The sequence below is a fragment of the Caulobacter sp. 17J65-9 genome (assembly GCF_010975005.1).
Lineage (GTDB): Bacteria > Pseudomonadota > Alphaproteobacteria > Caulobacterales > Caulobacteraceae > 17J80-11.
In genome coordinates this window covers 1-15,149 of sequence record NZ_JAAIVC010000083.1, presented here as the reverse complement: position 1 = coordinate 15,149, position 15,149 = coordinate 1, and the positions used below count along the sequence as shown (strand labels likewise).

The 15,149-nt window shown below is 72.1% G+C and carries 15 protein-coding genes and 1 tRNA gene; 10 read left to right on the top strand and 6 right to left on the bottom strand.

The window, feature by feature from the left end; all coding sequences use genetic code 11:
- Positions 1-30: 30 nt before the first annotated feature.
- From G3573_RS12990 to G3573_RS12970, 5 genes are all read left to right on the top strand, one after another.
- Positions 31-107: transfer RNA gene (locus tag G3573_RS12990), tRNA-Met, on the top strand.
- A gap of 224 nt (positions 108-331) precedes the next feature.
- The gene (locus G3573_RS12985; protein WP_163261563.1) at positions 332-883 is read left to right on the top strand and encodes a DUF3617 family protein; all 552 of its coding nucleotides are present in this window, start codon (positions 332-334) and stop codon (positions 881-883) included.
- Between the two features lie 14 nt (positions 884-897).
- Positions 898-1,794, top strand: a complete 897-nt coding sequence (locus G3573_RS12980) for an OmpA family protein (RefSeq protein WP_163261561.1) — start codon at positions 898-900, stop codon at positions 1,792-1,794.
- 31 nt (positions 1,795-1,825) lie between these two features.
- Complete coding sequence (locus G3573_RS12975; protein ID WP_163261559.1) at positions 1,826-2,380, top strand: hypothetical protein; 555 nt, start codon at positions 1,826-1,828, stop codon at positions 2,378-2,380.
- Between the two features lie 8 nt (positions 2,381-2,388).
- Positions 2,389-2,946 (top strand): hypothetical protein, encoded by a 558-nt coding sequence (locus G3573_RS12970; RefSeq protein WP_163261557.1) that lies wholly within the window; start codon positions 2,389-2,391, stop codon positions 2,944-2,946.
- 25 nt (positions 2,947-2,971) lie between these two features.
- Here the strand turns inward: G3573_RS12970 and G3573_RS12965 are convergent, their stop codons facing one another.
- The gene (locus tag G3573_RS12965; protein WP_163261555.1) at positions 2,972-4,087 is read right to left on the bottom strand and encodes a hypothetical protein; all 1,116 of its coding nucleotides are present in this window, start codon (positions 4,085-4,087) and stop codon (positions 2,972-2,974) included.
- Between the two features lie 277 nt (positions 4,088-4,364).
- Here G3573_RS12965 and G3573_RS12960 point away from each other — a divergent pair, with 277 nt between their 5' ends.
- The 4 genes from G3573_RS12960 to G3573_RS12945 all read left to right on the top strand — a co-directional run bounded on the left by G3573_RS12960 (position 4,365) and on the right by G3573_RS12945 (position 9,573).
- Positions 4,365-5,456, top strand: a complete 1,092-nt coding sequence (locus G3573_RS12960; RefSeq protein WP_163261553.1) for a helix-turn-helix transcriptional regulator — start codon at positions 4,365-4,367, stop codon at positions 5,454-5,456.
- Between the two features lie 121 nt (positions 5,457-5,577).
- Positions 5,578-6,234, top strand: a complete 657-nt coding sequence (locus tag G3573_RS12955; protein WP_163261551.1) for a hypothetical protein — start codon at positions 5,578-5,580, stop codon at positions 6,232-6,234.
- Between the two features lie 128 nt (positions 6,235-6,362).
- The gene (locus G3573_RS12950; protein ID WP_163261549.1) at positions 6,363-8,948 is read left to right on the top strand and encodes a BTAD domain-containing putative transcriptional regulator; all 2,586 of its coding nucleotides are present in this window, start codon (positions 6,363-6,365) and stop codon (positions 8,946-8,948) included.
- A 109-nt stretch (positions 8,949-9,057) separates the two neighbouring features.
- Entirely contained in the window at positions 9,058-9,573 is a 516-nt protein-coding gene (locus G3573_RS12945) for a DUF4136 domain-containing protein (RefSeq protein WP_163261547.1), read from the top strand.
- Here G3573_RS12945 and G3573_RS12940 read toward each other — a convergent pair.
- Positions 9,570-10,220, bottom strand: a complete 651-nt coding sequence (locus G3573_RS12940; RefSeq protein WP_163261545.1) for a DUF4337 family protein — start codon at positions 10,218-10,220, stop codon at positions 9,570-9,572. The genes G3573_RS12945 and G3573_RS12940 overlap by 4 nt on opposite strands.
- Positions 10,221-10,224: 4 nt before the next feature.
- Positions 10,225-10,788, bottom strand: a complete 564-nt coding sequence (locus tag G3573_RS12935) for a lipid-binding SYLF domain-containing protein (RefSeq protein WP_163261543.1) — start codon at positions 10,786-10,788, stop codon at positions 10,225-10,227.
- A gap of 175 nt (positions 10,789-10,963) precedes the next feature.
- On the opposite strand from G3573_RS12935, the gene G3573_RS12930 reads away from it, so the two are divergent.
- Positions 10,964-12,208 (top strand): patatin-like phospholipase family protein, encoded by a 1,245-nt coding sequence (locus tag G3573_RS12930; protein WP_205598237.1) that lies wholly within the window; start codon positions 10,964-10,966, stop codon positions 12,206-12,208.
- 21 nt (positions 12,209-12,229) lie between these two features.
- Here the strand turns inward: G3573_RS12930 and G3573_RS12925 are convergent, their stop codons facing one another.
- The 3 genes from G3573_RS12925 to G3573_RS12915 all read right to left on the bottom strand — a co-directional run bounded on the left by G3573_RS12925 (position 12,230) and on the right by G3573_RS12915 (position 14,902).
- The gene (locus tag G3573_RS12925) at positions 12,230-12,526 is read right to left on the bottom strand and encodes an antibiotic biosynthesis monooxygenase (protein WP_163261541.1); all 297 of its coding nucleotides are present in this window, start codon (positions 12,524-12,526) and stop codon (positions 12,230-12,232) included.
- A gap of 148 nt (positions 12,527-12,674) precedes the next feature.
- The gene (locus G3573_RS12920; protein WP_163261539.1) at positions 12,675-13,976 is read right to left on the bottom strand and encodes an MFS transporter; all 1,302 of its coding nucleotides are present in this window, start codon (positions 13,974-13,976) and stop codon (positions 12,675-12,677) included.
- A gap of 77 nt (positions 13,977-14,053) precedes the next feature.
- The gene (locus G3573_RS12915; RefSeq protein WP_346427384.1) at positions 14,054-14,902 is read right to left on the bottom strand and encodes a 2-keto-4-pentenoate hydratase; all 849 of its coding nucleotides are present in this window, start codon (positions 14,900-14,902) and stop codon (positions 14,054-14,056) included.
- Positions 14,903-15,149: the final 247 nt, after the last annotated feature.

Sequence of the window (15,149 nt, the reverse complement as noted above, 5' to 3'; positions counted from 1 at the left end):
CGATCACTTCCGCTTACGCTCAAAGTTTGCCGCGGGGTGGAGCAGCCCGGTAGCTCGTCAGGCTCATAACCTGAAGGTCACAGGTTCAAATCCTGTCCCCGCACCCAAACTTCCCGAAAAGCCCCGCATCTCGCGGGGCTTTTCGCGTTTCCGGGCCTCGCTGATCGCTTCTCCACCTCCGTGAAGCGGGCCGTCGCGCCCTGAAACGCGCTGCATTCGCGTGCGCGTCCCCTCCGAACGGAGGGCGTGGCGGCCTCGCGCCCGCTCTACGCCCGTCGCAGCGGACCGGTCCGGAAAGTCCTCCGGACCCGGCCGCGCGATGGAGGGCGTCATGCACAGATTGGCGATCGTGGCCTGCACGGGACTGGCCCTGGCGGCCTGTTCGGACGAGCCGAAGCGCGAGGCCGGCGACGCGCCGGCGCAGGCGGCCCCGGCCGCGTCGATCGTCGCGCCGTCGGCCGCGCCCGGCGTCAGCGGGCCGCTCTTCCTCACGCCCGGCCTGTGGGAGACGAAGGCCGCCCTCGACGGCGAGACCGCGCCCGGAAAGAGCCGCGCCTGCGTGGACCTGGTCGTCCAGAAGTCGCACGACATGTTCCAGCAGGTCGCGCCGGCCAGCGCCGGTTGCGGCCAGGCCGAGCGGCGCCCCGTCGCGGGCGGCTTCGACTACACCGCCACCTGCCGCCAGATGGGCGCGACCAGCACCGTGGTCGGCCAGGTGCGCGGCGACGCGCGCCGCGTGCGCATCGAGGCGACGGTGACCAGCCAGGTCGAGGGCGCGTCGATCCCGCCGGTCCGCTTCAGCGTCGACAGCCGCTGGGCCGGCCCGTGCCCGGCCGGCATGCAGCCCGGCGACATGGTCGACGACGCCGACGCGCGCTCCTGATGGGAACCCAGATCATGAAACGCGACATGCGACGCGCCGCCCTCGGCGTGGCGCTCACGGCGGCGCTCGGTCTTGGCGGCGCCCCGGCCTGGGCGGGCGAGGACGGCCCCCAGGAGCACCCGATCGTCAAGAACTACCCCGGCGCCGAGACGGATTCCTTCGACATGAAGGACTTCGACAGCATCACCCTGGTCGACGGCACGAAGCCGAAGGGCGGCGCGCGGACCGCGGCGATCGAGGGGCGGGTGACGCGCATCCACGCCTATCACCCCGGCGGCGAGTCCGCCCTGCAGGTCATCCGCAACTACGGCGCGGCGCTGGAACAGGCCGGCTTCGTGAAGATCACCGCGGGCGCGGGGCTGAAGCTGCCCGACGTGGAGATCGCCGCCAACGGCGGCCAGTTCGCGGCCTACCGGCTGGACCGGCCCGGGCAGGGGAGCGTGATCGTCAACATCGAGACCGACGACGTCACCGCGGACGTCGAGTCCTTCGTCGCCATCGCCGAACCCAAGGCGATGGAGCAGGTCTACGCCGTCGACGCCGGCAAGCTGTATGCGGCGCTGGGCGCTGACGGCCACGTGGCGATCTACGGGATCAACTTCGACACCGGCCGCGCCGAGGTGCGCCCGGACTCCGACGCCGCCCTTGAGCAGGTCGTCAAGCTCATGCGCGAGCATGCGCAGCTGAAGCTGCGCGTCGAAGGCCACACCGACGCGGTCGGCGCGCCGGAGGCCAATCGCACGCTGTCGCAGGCCCGGGCCGACGCGGTCGTGCGCTGGCTGACCGCCCACGGCGTCGAGCCGGGCCGGCTGCAGGCGGCCGGCATGGGCCAGACCAAACCGCTGGCGTCCAACGACACCGAGGACGGCCGCGCGCGCAACCGGCGCGTCGAGCTGGTCCAGATCCGCTGAGCGGCCCCTTCGACAGGACATGGAACCCAACATGCGAGCCTTCATCCTCGCCGCCGCCGCCCTCGCGCTGATCGGCGCACAGCCGGCCGCCGCCCAATCGCGCCTCGGCCCGCTCAAGCTGCGGGGCGCCGACCAGGCCAAGGACGACCCGAAAGCGGCGGCCAAGGTCGACCTGCTGCGCTACGTGCCTAAGCCGGTCGGCGGCTGGAAGTCGGACGGCCTGTTCGACGACGCCGGCGTCTTCGACCGCTCGCGCAAGGTCTACCAGGAGTATTCCCGCCTCGGCGGCAAGGAGGGCGGCGTCAGCGTCACCCTCACGCGCGGCGCGCTCGGCGGCTCGGCCCTGTTCGGGGCGATGTCCAAGCCGCGCCTCGGCCCGGATCCGGAAGAGGCCGGACGCGTGACGTCCGAAGTCGATGTCTCCGGCGCCAAGGGCTACCTCACCTACGAGGCGGGCAACCGGAGCGGCCGGATCGAGGTGCGGTTCGGCGACTGCACCGTGATCGTCGAGGGCTACGAGGTGGCTTCGTCGGAACTGCTCGCCTTCGCCCGCGCGATGGACGCGGCCCAACTGACCAAGCTGTGAGATCGGACATGAAGGCGCTCTTCTTCACCGCCGCGCTGGCGTTCGCCGCCGCCGCCGGCCCGGCCGCCGCCGCCTGGGACAGCGCCGGGCCCGGCGTGCTGTCGGCCGCCAGCAAGCTCGGCGAGCAGTTCACGCTGGAGCGCACCGCCGCCGGCTATCGGCTGACCCTGAAGCTGCCCCAGCTCAGCGAGGGCATGCTGAACGACGTCGCGCCGGTCGTTGTGGTGAACCCGGTGGACACCGATCCCGATCGGTACGGCGTGATGTCCTTCGACATGGCCTACCTGCAGCTCGAAGCGAAGGAGGCCGGCTTGGGGCGCGACTGCGCCCCGCTGTTCGGCGAGGAGTACACGGCTTGCGTCCGCGACGGGCTGGACGTGCAGGGCGACACCCTGGTCATGAACCTGCCGGCCGCCGACCAGGCGGTCGGGGTGAAGCGGTTCTTCGCGGCGCTCGACAGGGCCAAGCTGGTCAAGGTCAGCTACGTGATCGCAGAGGGCCAGAAGGAGGCCGTGTTCCTGGTGGGCGGCGGCGCCCGGCCCACAACGGTGCTGCTGCCGCAGTAAGGCCGGTCCGGCGGCCCCCGGCGGCTCAGTCCGTCGGGCCGGGCGGGTGGTCGGCCACCCACTGGCGGACCATCTCGCTGAACCCGCGAAGCTTCGGGTCCACGTCGTCCTCCGACGGCGTCTGCCGGTCGGCCACGCGCTCGCGGATCATGCGCTCCATCTGCTCCAGGATCATCTTCCGGCGGAAGGCCTCCTGTTCCTGCTGTTGCAGGTACTCCCGCAGAGGGCCCTCGACGGCGTGGGCCTTGGGATCCTCCACCTTGGGGAAGTCGCGCGGGTCGCGCGCCAGCTCGAAGATCATCGGCGCGTCGGGGTTGAACATGTCGAGCACCACGCCGCCGTCGCGCGTGTGCAGCTCGAGCGATGTCGGGTTCCCGTCGGAGTCGATCATGCGGAACAGGCCGGGCGCCGTCTCCTCCAGCGTTCCGAACGGGTTCATGTCGGACTGCTCGCTGATCCGCGCGCCCTCGGCGTGGGTCCAGGCGGCGATGCGCCATTCGTAAGGCCGGTTGGCCGCGTCTTCCTCGATGCTCAGCCGGATCTTGTCGACGAACACGCGCGGGCCGTCGCCCGTGCCGGGGATCTCGCGCGGCAGGCCCAGCGCCCAGTAGTGGCAGCCGAAGTCGCCGCCGGTCTGGCCCTTGTCCAGCGGCAGGCAGGTCGAGCGCCGCTCGGCGGCCACCTCGATGTCGGCCATCAGCTGGACCTGGCGCACGCCCAGCGCCGGCGGCGTCTCCACCGTCGCCGTCACCGTGACCTTGAGCCCGTTCTCGCCGACCTGCGCGGGGGCCAGATAGGCCACCGTCAGGCCCGTGCCGTGGACGATGCCCACGCTGGGGTCGCCGCCGGGCACGCCGTTCACGCTCCAGCCGCTCACGCGGCAGATCGGCGCCCGCGGGTCGGAGGAGGCCAGGGTCAGGCGCACGTCGTCGCCGGCGCCCGTACGGGCCGACTGCGGGGTGACCACATAGCTCTCCAGCGCGTCGGCCGCGTCGTCCCGAACCGTGACCGGCCAGCGCGCGCCGCAGACCGGCGTGTCGGCCTGCTGTGCGGCGGCGCGGCAGGGGGCGAGCGCCAGGCCGAAGCACACGGCCGAGGCGGACAGGAGGAGGCGGGCGCGGACGCGGGCGGGGCAGGGCATGGATGGACGCCTTCAGGACCAGTGCGGTCCGTGGACGAAGTCATCGCCGCCGCCGCGCCGCCCCATCCGTTCGGAGGGGGAGGGCGCGCGTGAACCGAGCCGCTAGCGCGGTTCGAAGCTGTGCGCCTCCCTTGTTTGGATGAGGCGGGCCGGTACGCGATCGGGGAGTTTGCCCGCACAGGGACAGGGGCCGCGTGCGGGCCGTCGCGTGACACATGGCGATGCGTAGGGATTTGGACAGCAAGGCCTTTTCCGGCTCCGGCGGAGGCGACGCGCGATGAGCGGCGCCCTGATTGAGACCCTTATCGAGAGGATCTACGAAGCGGCCGTGACGCCGCAGGCGTGGCAGTTTCTCGCGGAGGAGCTGGAGCGGCTGCTGCGCGGGCCGGTCGTCATCTGCCGGCACGCCGAACATCCGCTGGGCGTCTACGCCTCGACCGCCGACCCGTCGGTCGCCGACCGTTACGCCGCCCACTTCTGGCGGCTGGACCGGGGCGCCCAGCGCCTGGCCCGGGCGCGTCCGGGCGCGGTTCTGACCCAGGCCGATCTGGCGGCCGAGGCGGGCGGCGAGTGGCGCGAATACCTCAACGACTACATCCGCCCCATGGGACAGGACGCGGTGCTCTACGCATCGCCCTATCGGGCGGGAGAAGAGTACGTGGTGGTCGCCACCGCACGCGACCGTCGCGCCGGCGCCTATGAGGCGGGTGACGTCGAGCTGCTTCAGCGCTTGTCGGGGCACATGGCCCGCAGCCTCGCGGTCCAGGACCGGCTGAAGACCGCCAGCCTCGAGACGGCGGCCGCCGTGCAGGCGCTGGATCACGTGCGCGCCGGCGTGCTGGTCGTCGATCCGGACGCGCGCGTGCGGTTCGCCAATCTGGTCGCGGAGGCCCAGCTGCAGCAGGGCGCTCTGTCCCTCGCGCTCGGCCGCGTGCACGGGCGTTGCCCCGATGCGACCCGGGCGCTGCACCGCGCGATCCAGCGGGCCGCTTCGGCCGGCGAGACCAAGGTGATCAGCCTGCGCCGGCCGGGCCAGGCGCCGACGTCGGTGTCCGTCTTCCGCGCCGCCCGGGAAACCGCGAACGCGGTCGGCGGCGGGGGCTCGGTCATGCTGCTGTTCTCCGATCCGCAGGGCGGCGTGGAGGAGGCCCGCCTGCAGTCCGTGTTCGGCCTGACGCCGGCGGAGGCGCGCCTGCTGGCGGCGCTGGTGCGCGGCGAGCGGCTGTCGGACTACGCCGTGAGCGCGTCGATCCGGACCACCACGGTGAAGTCCCACCTGCGCAGCCTGTTCCAGAAGACCGGCGAGCAGCGGCAGGCCGACCTGATCCGCCGGGTGATGTCCGATCCGCTGCTGCACGCGGCGGCCTGACACAGGCCCGAGCGGTCGATTTCACGGGCTTTTCACGCTCCCGGTCACGCTGGCGGAGCGGCCGCCGGGGCATCTCGGTCCCGGACGCGGCCGTCGGCGCGCGTGGTTGGGAGGGAATGCAATGAGCGTGGCGCCCGTAATCCGCAGCGGCGAGTTGGCCGTCGTGACCACGCATCGGCCCCAGCCGGACGACTGGCTGGCGCGGGCCAGCCTGCAGGCGCTGGAGCACGTCGGCGTGGCGCTGATCGTGACCGACGCGCGCGGGTGCGTGCGGGCGGTGAATGATCGTGGGCGCGCCCTGCTGCGCTCCGGCCTCACCGTCCTGGACGGGCGCGTGACCGGCGCCGGCCGGGATACGGCGGCCTTTCGCGCGGCCCTCGCCGGGGCGGTCGAGCGCCGTTCGGCGACGACCGTGCGGCTGCGCTCGGCCGACGACGACGCGGAAGGGACGTCGATGCTGGTGACGCCGCTGGAGGCCGACGACGCCGGCGAGGCGCTGGCCGTCCTGATCAGCGCAGGCCCGCCGCAGCCGCTCGCCGACGACCATCTGCGCCAGGCCTACGAGCTGACCCCGGCCGAGGCCCGCCTGCTGGTCGCCCTGGCCGAGGGCGAGCGGCTGTCCGACTACGCCGAGCGCGTCGGCGTCGGCGTGTCCACGGCGCGCACCCACCTGCGCAGCCTGTTCGCCAAGACCGGCGAAAGCCGCCAGGCCGACCTGATCCGCCGGGCGCTGACCGATCCCGGGCTGCGGCTGAACCTGCCGCGTCGCGCGGCCTGACGGCGCGGCGGCTACCCCTCACTCCCTGACTCGCGTACCAATGGCTCGCGCGGTCCGCTTCGGCGGAGGTTTCGCGCGCGACGCTTTACGTCGGCTCGCCGCCGGACGGGCGTGGGGAGCCGGCGAGGGTGGGGGATCCGGTCTGGAGTTTGAGCCTGCTGGGGCGCTGCGAACTGCGCGCGCCCTCAGGCGCGTCGGCGACGCCCGCCACCCGCAAGGCGCTCGCCCTCCTGGCCTATCTCGTCCGTCAGCCCGAGCGCCGCGCCTCGCGTGAGCGGCTGGCCGCCTTGCTCTGGGCCGACGTGGACGCGCCGCAGGCGGCGACGAACCTGCGCAAGGCCTTGTCCCTGCTGCGTCGGGAGAGCGAGCGGCACGGCGCGGCGGACATCCTCGAGCGCGACGGCGACTACGTGCGCGTCGTGGCCGGCGGGCTCAGCGTCGACCTGGACGCGTTCGAGCGGGCCGCGGCCGAGGCCGAGCACGATCCCGACCGGGCCGGCGCCGCGGTGGACCTCTATCACGGCGACTTCCTGCAGGACTTCGCGGTCCGGGACGCTTCCGAGTTCGAGATCTGGATGCTGCGCGAGCGCCAGCGCCTGCGCACCCTGGCGTCCGGGCTGATGGCGAGCGCCCTGGAGCGCCTGCTGGCCACGGGCGCGTCGGCGGAGGCGGCGGCGCAGGCGGCCATGCGGGTGATCGCCTTCGATCCGTTCGAGGAGCGCGCGCATCGCGTGCTGATGCGCCTGCACGTGCGCCAGGGTCGCCCGGCCGCGGCGCTGACGCACTATCGCGACTTCGCCGCCCACATCGGCCGTGAGCTGGGCGTGGCGCCCGAACCCGAGACCCTGCAGCTGTTCAACGAGATCCGGACGGGACGCCGCAAGACGCGTCCGGAGCCGGAGACGGAGAGCGCGGACGAAGCCGACGTCTTCGCCGCGCCCGAAGCCCCGAGCGTACGCCGCGCGCCCTGGTCGCTGCGTACGCGGGTGATCGCGGGGGCGGCCGCGGCGGTCGCCGTGTTCGGCGTGGTCGGGTTCGCGGCCGCGGCCCGAACGCCCCGCGCGCCGGCGATCGAGTCCCTGACGCGGGTCCTGTCGGCGCGTTCGAACTTCCACCAGCCGGCCCTGTCGCCCGACGGAAACTTCCTGGTCTACAGCTCGCACCAGCTCACGCCGGGAAACCAGGACCTGTACCTGCTGGCCCTGCGCGGCGGGCATCCCGTGCGCCTGACCAGCGACGCCGGGGTGGACGAGAACGCCGCCTGGTCGCCCGACGGGACCTCGATCGCCTTCGCGCGGCGCTCGCCGGCCGAGGGCGACCTGTGCCGGATCTACACCTATCGGATGCCGGACGGGCCCGAGCGCCTGGTCGGGCGCTGCAAGGCCGCCGCCGACGCCCGTCTGGCGTGGGCGGCCGACGGGCGCGCCCTCTATTTCTCGGACAAGCCCGCGCCGGGCCGCTCCAGCGCCATCTTCCGGCTGGAGCTCGCGACCGGGAAGGTTCGCGCGGTGACCCAGAGTCCGGACGGGCTCTGGGGCGACGACGAGCCGGTGATCTCCCGCGACGGCCGACGGCTGGCTTTCCTGCGGCGCGAGACCTGGGCGGCCTCGGACGTGCACGTGGTCGACCTCTCGACCGGCGAGGATCGGCAGATCACCCGCGAGGGGGACCGGATCTGGGGCCTGACCTGGGACCGGACGGGCAAGGGGCTGCTGTTCTCCTCCAACCGCACCAGCGACACGGGGCTGTGGTGGGCGCCGCTGTCCGGCGGCGAGCCGCGCCGGGTCTCCAGCGGGCTTTTGGAGTTCCGTTCGCTCTCGGGCTCGCGGGATCGCGACCTGCTCGCGTTCGAGGTCGTCCGCGACCAGACCTACCTGGTCGACAAGGCCGGGCCCTCGGTCGAGCCGGAGCGGATCCGCGCGACCGTACCGGTCAGCTCGCAATCCTCGGAGTGGTTTCCGACCGCGGCGGCGGACGGGGCGCTGGCCTACGTCTCCGACCGCTCGGGGGAGGAGCAGCTGTGGCTCTCGTCGGGCGGCGTGCAGCGCCCCCTGACCGGGTTCCGCAAGGCCACGATAACCGAGCCGCGATGGTCGCCGGACGGCGGCCGGGTCGTGTTCGCCGTGGCGCGCCAGGGGGGCGGGGACCTCTATGTGGCCGACCGGGCCGGCGCCTTGTTGCGCCTGACGTCGGACGCCGCCGAAGACGCCTCGCCGGTCTGGTCCGCCGACGGCCGGCATGTCTATTTCGCGTCGCGGCGGTCGGGCGCCTGGCGGGTCTGGCGCGTGCGCGCCGACGTCGGCGGCCCGGCCGAGGCGGTGACCGGGGACGGGCCGCGCGCAGTGCGCCTCGATCCGCAAGGCCGCGCCCTGTTCGTGATGCTAGACAGTCGGGCGGGGATCTGGCGCATCCCCGTCGAAGACCGCGTCGCCAAGGGGCCGGCCCGGATCTTCGAGCCCGCGCTGCAGCCGGCCGACTGGATGAACTGGGACGTCGTCGGCGGATCGCTCTACTTCGCCCGCCGCGCCCCCACCGGTCAGCAGGACCGGATCAGCCGCCGCGACCTGGCGAGCGGACGCGAGACCGCGCTGGCCGACTCCGCGGGCCTGTTCCAGGTGGCGAGCTTCGCCGTGCGTCCGACCGGCGGCCTGATCCTGACCCGCCGCGAGACCGAGATGAACGTCATGACCGCCGAGCTTGGCCGCAGCCGCTGAGCCGCCCGTCTCGGGGTTCTCGCCTGGCGGCCTCGGGGGTTCACCGCATCGACGCGCATGGCCGCACGCTCCACCATCACCCGCTCGGGGGATCGGAGGAGAGCCGCCCATGCACCGCCGCCTGTTCGCCTCGGCCCTGCTCGCGCTTGCGCTGGGCGCCTGCGCCTCGACGCCCCAGGTCAGCTCCGACGTCGCGCCCGGCGTCAACTTCGGCCAGTTCAGCAGCTACCAGTGGGCCGCCTCGACCATGCCGGCCCGCGTCGACCCGGTGCTGGGCCAGCGCGTGAAGGACGCGATCGACGGCCAGATGGCGGCCAAGGGCTACACGCTGTCCTCGCCCGGCAGCCTGATCGTGATGTTCAACATGGGCGCCCACCAGGAGACCGACGTCCAGAGCTACGGCGCCTGGGGCCTGGGCCTTGACGTCGAGCAGTACACCGAGGGCGTGCTGAACATCGACGTGTTCGACGCCCGCACCAAGCAGGCGGTCTGGCACGGCTCGGCCAAGCAGATCCTCGGCAACAACCCCGATCCGTCGAAGATCACCGGCGTGGTGGTCCAGACCATGGCGAGCCTGCCGCCCCGCGTGGCGCCGCCGCCGCCCGCCAGCGCCGCCGGAGACTAGATCCGCGGCAGGGTCAGGATCGCCGCAAGGCCTGCGATACAGCCGAACAGGCCCAGGACCAGCATGACGGCGCGCACCCAGTGGCGCCGGGTCACCTGCGAGATGCCGCCGAAGAACAGGGCGCTGGCCAGCAGGACGGAGGCCAGCACGAACCGGTCCGCGGTCGCCTTCGCCGTGCGGCCGGCGGCGAACTCGTCGCGGGCCTGGCGGACGAGGGCGGCGGATTCCGTCTGGGCGGCGCGCCGATAGGCCGGCTCGGCGAACGGGGTCGGCGGCGTCGTCTGGGGCGAGCGCTCGCGCGCCGCGCGCCACGCTTCGAAGTCCCTTGCGAACTCGGGGCGGAACCGCTGGCGGTAGAACTCGGCGCGGGCGGCGTCGCCGGCCGCCTCGGCGTGAAGCCAGTCGTCGAACACCAGCACGTCGACGATCATCATCTGGCCGGCGTGGGCCGACGCCTCGGACGCGTCCACGCGCAGCTCGTCGGCGCGGGTGTAGTGGGCCAGCTGCTCGCCGTCCCAGCGCGACGCCTGGTAACCGGCCCAGGCGGTCAGCAGGCCGGCGGTGGCCAGAACCACCGCCGCGACGATGTCCATGATCTCCGCTCGCCGCTTGGCCGCGGCCTGGGCTTCGGTCGCCGCTTCGGGCATGGCGCTATTGGATCTTGGTGATCTTCGCGCCCTGGACGCCGCCGCCCGCCATCAGGCCCTTCTGGCCGTAGATGAACACGTAGACGCCCTTGTCCAGGTTCATGGTCGAGACCTCCTTGGCGTAGGTCTCGTCGGCCACCACCAGGGTCGGGCCGGTGCCCACCTCCCAGCCGTCGGTCTTCTGCAGGTAGGCCAGCGCCTCGTCGGTCATGAAGAACAGGGCGTAGCTGTAGGTCTCCTCGCCGATCTGCAGGCCGTAGGAGGCCGCGGTCCAGCGGTAGTAGCCGCCGGGCTGGTCGCGCGCGTAGAGCACGCCGTCGCCGGTCGCACCCCCGACCAGGAGACCGGCCTTGGTGATCTTCGGGAACACCAGCACCGCGGCGGCCTGGCCGTAGATCTTCCGCGCGCCCGGGTTGCTCTCCAGCAGCTTGTCGAGCGCGGCCTTCGCCTGCGCCGGCAGCTCCGGACTGACGCCGCTCTGGCGCGCCAGGGCCGGTGTCGCGGCGGCGGCCAGCACGAGACCGGCGAGGGTCTCGCGCCGTGAGGTCCAGCCTGGCGTGCGGATCATGACGGCCTCCTGTGTCGGGCGAACGCGCACGGGACCACGGGGGAGGGAGCCGGCAAATCCGGGAAAGACCTGATCTCGTGCGCCGCGCGCCCTGAGCCCGGCGGGTTCGCCGCCGGGGGCCGCAACGCCCGCCAAAACTCCGGAGTTCTTCCGTCGATAGTCAGGAGTTCGCGCAATGCCCGCCCCGGCCGCCGATCGCAGAGATGGACGCCTGGGCGTGGCGCGCCTCGGCGCCCGCTTGTTCGGCGCCCTACTGGTGATGGCGGCGGCGGCGTGCGCCACCCCCGAGCGTTTGCCGGCCGTGCCGGTCGGCCTCACGGCGCAGGCCCAGACGGTCGTGCCGAACGCCCGCTACTTCCCCACCCGTGACGACGCGGCCTTCAAGCAGGAGGCGCTGCAGTCGTTCGAGCGAGAGAAGGCCTGGCTGGCCCAGTCCGGGCAGGCGGGAAAACCCCTGCCGCCGGTCGCCTTCCTGGCGGTCTCGGGCGGCGGGGACGACGGCGCCTTCGGGGCCGGTCTGCTGGTCGGCTGGACCGAGCGGGGCGACCGCCCCGAGTTCAAGGGCGTGACCGGGGTCAGCACCGGCGCCCTGATCGCGCCCTTCGCCTTCCTGGGGCCGAAGTACGACCACGTGCTGAAGGAGACCTACACCGACGTCTCGCAGAAGGACATTTTCACCAAGCGCTTCTTCACCGCGGCCCTGTTCAGCGACGCCATGGCCAGCACGGCCCCGATGCACAAGCTGATCGACCGCTACGTCAACCGGGCCCTGCTGGACGAGATCGCCGCGGAGTATGCCAAGGGGCGGCTGTTGATGATCGGCACGACCGACCTCGATTCCCGCGAGCCGGTCGTCTGGAACATGACCGCCATCGCCGCCAGCAAAGATCCGGGCGCCCTCAAACTGTTCCAGCGGATCATGGTGGCTTCGGCCTCCATTCCCGGCGCCTTCCCGCCGGTGATGATCGACGTCACCGCCGACGGGAAACGCTATCAGGAAATGCACGTCGACGGCGGCGCCACGCGGCAGGTGTTCCTGTATCCGCCCGCCTTCAATCTGGGGCAGTTCTCCAAGGAGGAGCGCGCGGCCCGCACGCGCAACCTCTACATCATCCGCAACGCCCGGCTGGACCCGGAGTGGGCCAGTGTCGACCGGCGCACGCTCAGCATCGCCGACCGGGCGGTCTCCTCGCTGATCGCGACGCAGGGCATCGGCGACCTGGACCGCATCTACCTGACCGCCAGGCGCGACGGCCTCGACTACAACCTGGCCTACATTCCGCGCCAGTTCGACGTGCCGCACGTCAAGCAGTTCGACACCCACTACATGCGCGCCCTGTTCGACTACGGGCACGCCATGGCGGTGGCGGGCTTTCCCTGGGCGAAGTACCCGCCCGACTACGGCCCGCCGCCGGGCTGAGGAACTAAAGGGGAGGCGGCGTCACTTCAGCTCAAGCACCACCGGGCCCGACACCGGGTCGGTGACGCCCAGCCCGCCGCCCAGGTCCTCGAGCGTGTCGCGGAAGCTGTCCAGGGTGGCGATCATCTGCGGCCGGCCGGCGGCCAGCGCCTCCATGTCGTCCCACTCGCCGACGATGCAGTAGGCGTGCTCGCCGGTCTTGATCAGGTTGGCGTGCTGCATGCCCTGCCAGTCGCGCTTCACGCGGGCGTGGGCGTCGAGAAATTCCTGGTCGCGTCCCGGCTTCACGTGAAAGCGCACGACGTTGAAAGCGGTCATGGCGGATCTCCGCGGCCGCGGCGTCCCCGGGGCGGGGCGTCGTTCGAGCCGGTCGTACGACCCGGTGCGCGCGGTTTCCGTTCCCGGCAAAGAAAACGCCGCCGCAGGGGCCTGCGGCGGCGTTCTCGTTTCCAGCTTTCGCCGGGGGTCAGATCTTCGCCGGGGCGTAGCGCGGCGACAGCCAGTGCACCACCGCCAGCGCCACCAGGTAGGTGGTGGCGGCGATGATGAACATCGGCGTGTAGCCGAAGTTCTGCTCCAGCATGGCGCCGACGAACTTCGACATGGCCATGCCGCCCAGGGCGCCGATCATGCCGCCGATGCCGATCACCGAGCCCACCGCCTTCCGCGGGAAGACGTCGCTGGGCAGGGTGTAGAGGTTGGCCGAGAAGCCCTGGTGGGCGGCGGTGGCCAGGCCGATGATGCCGACCGCGACCCACAGGCTCGACGCCTCGGCCGCGAAGGCCACCGGCACGGCGCACAGGGCGCACAGCAGCATGGCGTACTTGCGCGCGCTGTTCAGGCTCTGGCCGAACTTCATGAGGGTCGAGGACAGCCAGCCGCCGGCGACGCTGCCGACGTCGGACATCAGGTAGATGGCCACCAGCGGCGGGCCGAAGTTCTTCAGGTCGAGGCCGTGACGCTTGCCCAGGAAATCCGGCAGCCAGAACAGGAACATCCACCAGATCGGGTCGATCAGGAACTTGCCCAGCGCGTAGGCCCAGGTTTCCTTCACGGTCAGCAGCTTGAACCAGGAGACCTTCTCGGCCGGGTCGGCCGGGTCGCTCTGGATGTAGGCCAGCTCCGCGCTTGAGACCTTCGCGTGCTTGCTCGGGTGGCGGTAGACCATCAGCCAGATCGGCAGCCAGATCAGGCCGGCCACGCCGGTGACGATGAAGGCGCCCTGCCAGCCCAGCGCCAGGTCGGTGACGATCCACGGGATCACCAGCGGGGTCACCACGGCGCCGATGTTGGTGCCGGCGTTGAACAGGCCGGTGGCGAAGGCGCGTTCCTTCTTGGGGAACCACTCGGCCACCGCCTTGATGCCGCCCGGGAAGCCGCCGCCTTCGCCGACGCCCAGCACCATGCGGGCGGCGATGAACTGGTTGAGCGAGCGGGCGCCGGCGCAGGCGATGTGCGCCACCTGCCAGATCAGGAAGGCCAGGCCGAAGCCCCAGCGCGCGCCGACCTTGTCGACGATGCGGCCGAAGACGAGGTAGGCCACCGCGTAGGTGGCCTGGAAGTAGAAGATGATGTCGGCGTAGTCGGTCTCGCTCCAACCGAACGCGGTGGTCAGGTCGCCCTTCAGCAGACCGATCGTCTGGCGGTCGACGTAGTTGATCACCATGGCGGTGAACAGCAGGCCGACGATCACCCAGCGATAGCGCCCGACGCGCTCGCTGGGGGCGGCGACGCCTGCGGCGACGCCGACCTGTGTCTCGACGCTCATGAACCCTCCCCGGTCCTTGGCGGCCCCCGTCGGGGGCCGAGCGCTTCTTCCCGATCGTTCGCGTCCGTCAGCCGCCGTCAGGCGGTGCGGACGTTCTTGGTGTCTTCAGTATGAGCCTGGGCCGTCACGGCGACGCAGGCGATATCGCCGCACCCGGCGAACTCGACCCGGCCGCTCTGGCCGGCGACCACGTCGTGGATGCCGGTGGCAGCCCCGGTGGAAATCAGCTGGCCGGCCTTCAGCGGGCGGCCGCGCAGGGCGCAGTGGCGGGCCAGGAACTTCAGCGCGCCCAGCGGGCCGCCGGGCAGGGAGGCCGCGCCGCCGCGGCCGACCGAGACGCCGTCCACGAAGGTCTCGCAGGTCAGGTCGTCCAGGCGCGCGCGCCAGTCGTCCACGCTCGGGCCCAGGATCAGGCCGGCGTTGTTGCCGAAGTCGGAGACGACCACGGTCGGCCCCAGGTCGTTGATGGTGGCCAGCGGGCTGCCGGCCGTCTCGATGCCGACGTGCAGGGCCCCGACCAGCTCGGCCACCTCTTCGGTGGTCCACTCGGTCTTGTCGGCCGGCGCGTCCACGCCGATGCGGAACACGAACTCGGCCTCGACCGCGGCGAAGCCGCCGGCGAACACCGGGAATTCGACCGCCTCGCCGTTCGCCGTCCAGACGCTGCGGCGGAAGATCGGGCCAGCCAGGCGGGCCTGGCCGTACTTGTTGTGTAGGGCGTCGGCGATGCGGCCGACCTTCCAGCCGACCAGCTCGTCGGGCCACAGGCCGATGGCGGCCTCCTGGGAGGCGTAGCCGGTCTCCAGGTCGGCCGGCACGTCGCCGGGGAAGTCGGGCAGGGCGGTCGCCTTCAGGCGCGCCGCCACGAATCGCGCCGCCGTGTCGGCTGGCGCCGACGCCGTCATTTCGGCCGTTTGAACACCCACCCCGCTTACTCCCCTGACTTCGGGCCGTCTGATGCGGCCGTGTTGTTGTGTCTAGAGGAAACCGGTGTCATTTTCAAATGCACCGAGCAAACCGCGACCCGTCGGCGCTTTTCGGCGTCCGGAGATCGTGGTCAAAAAAGACCGGAGTCGGGGAGTGAAAGCTTTGACTGGAAAGACCTTCGCCGCGGTCGCGGCGCTCTGCGCGCTGGGCCTGGCCGTGCCGGCCGCCGCTGGCGGCGTTCCCGCC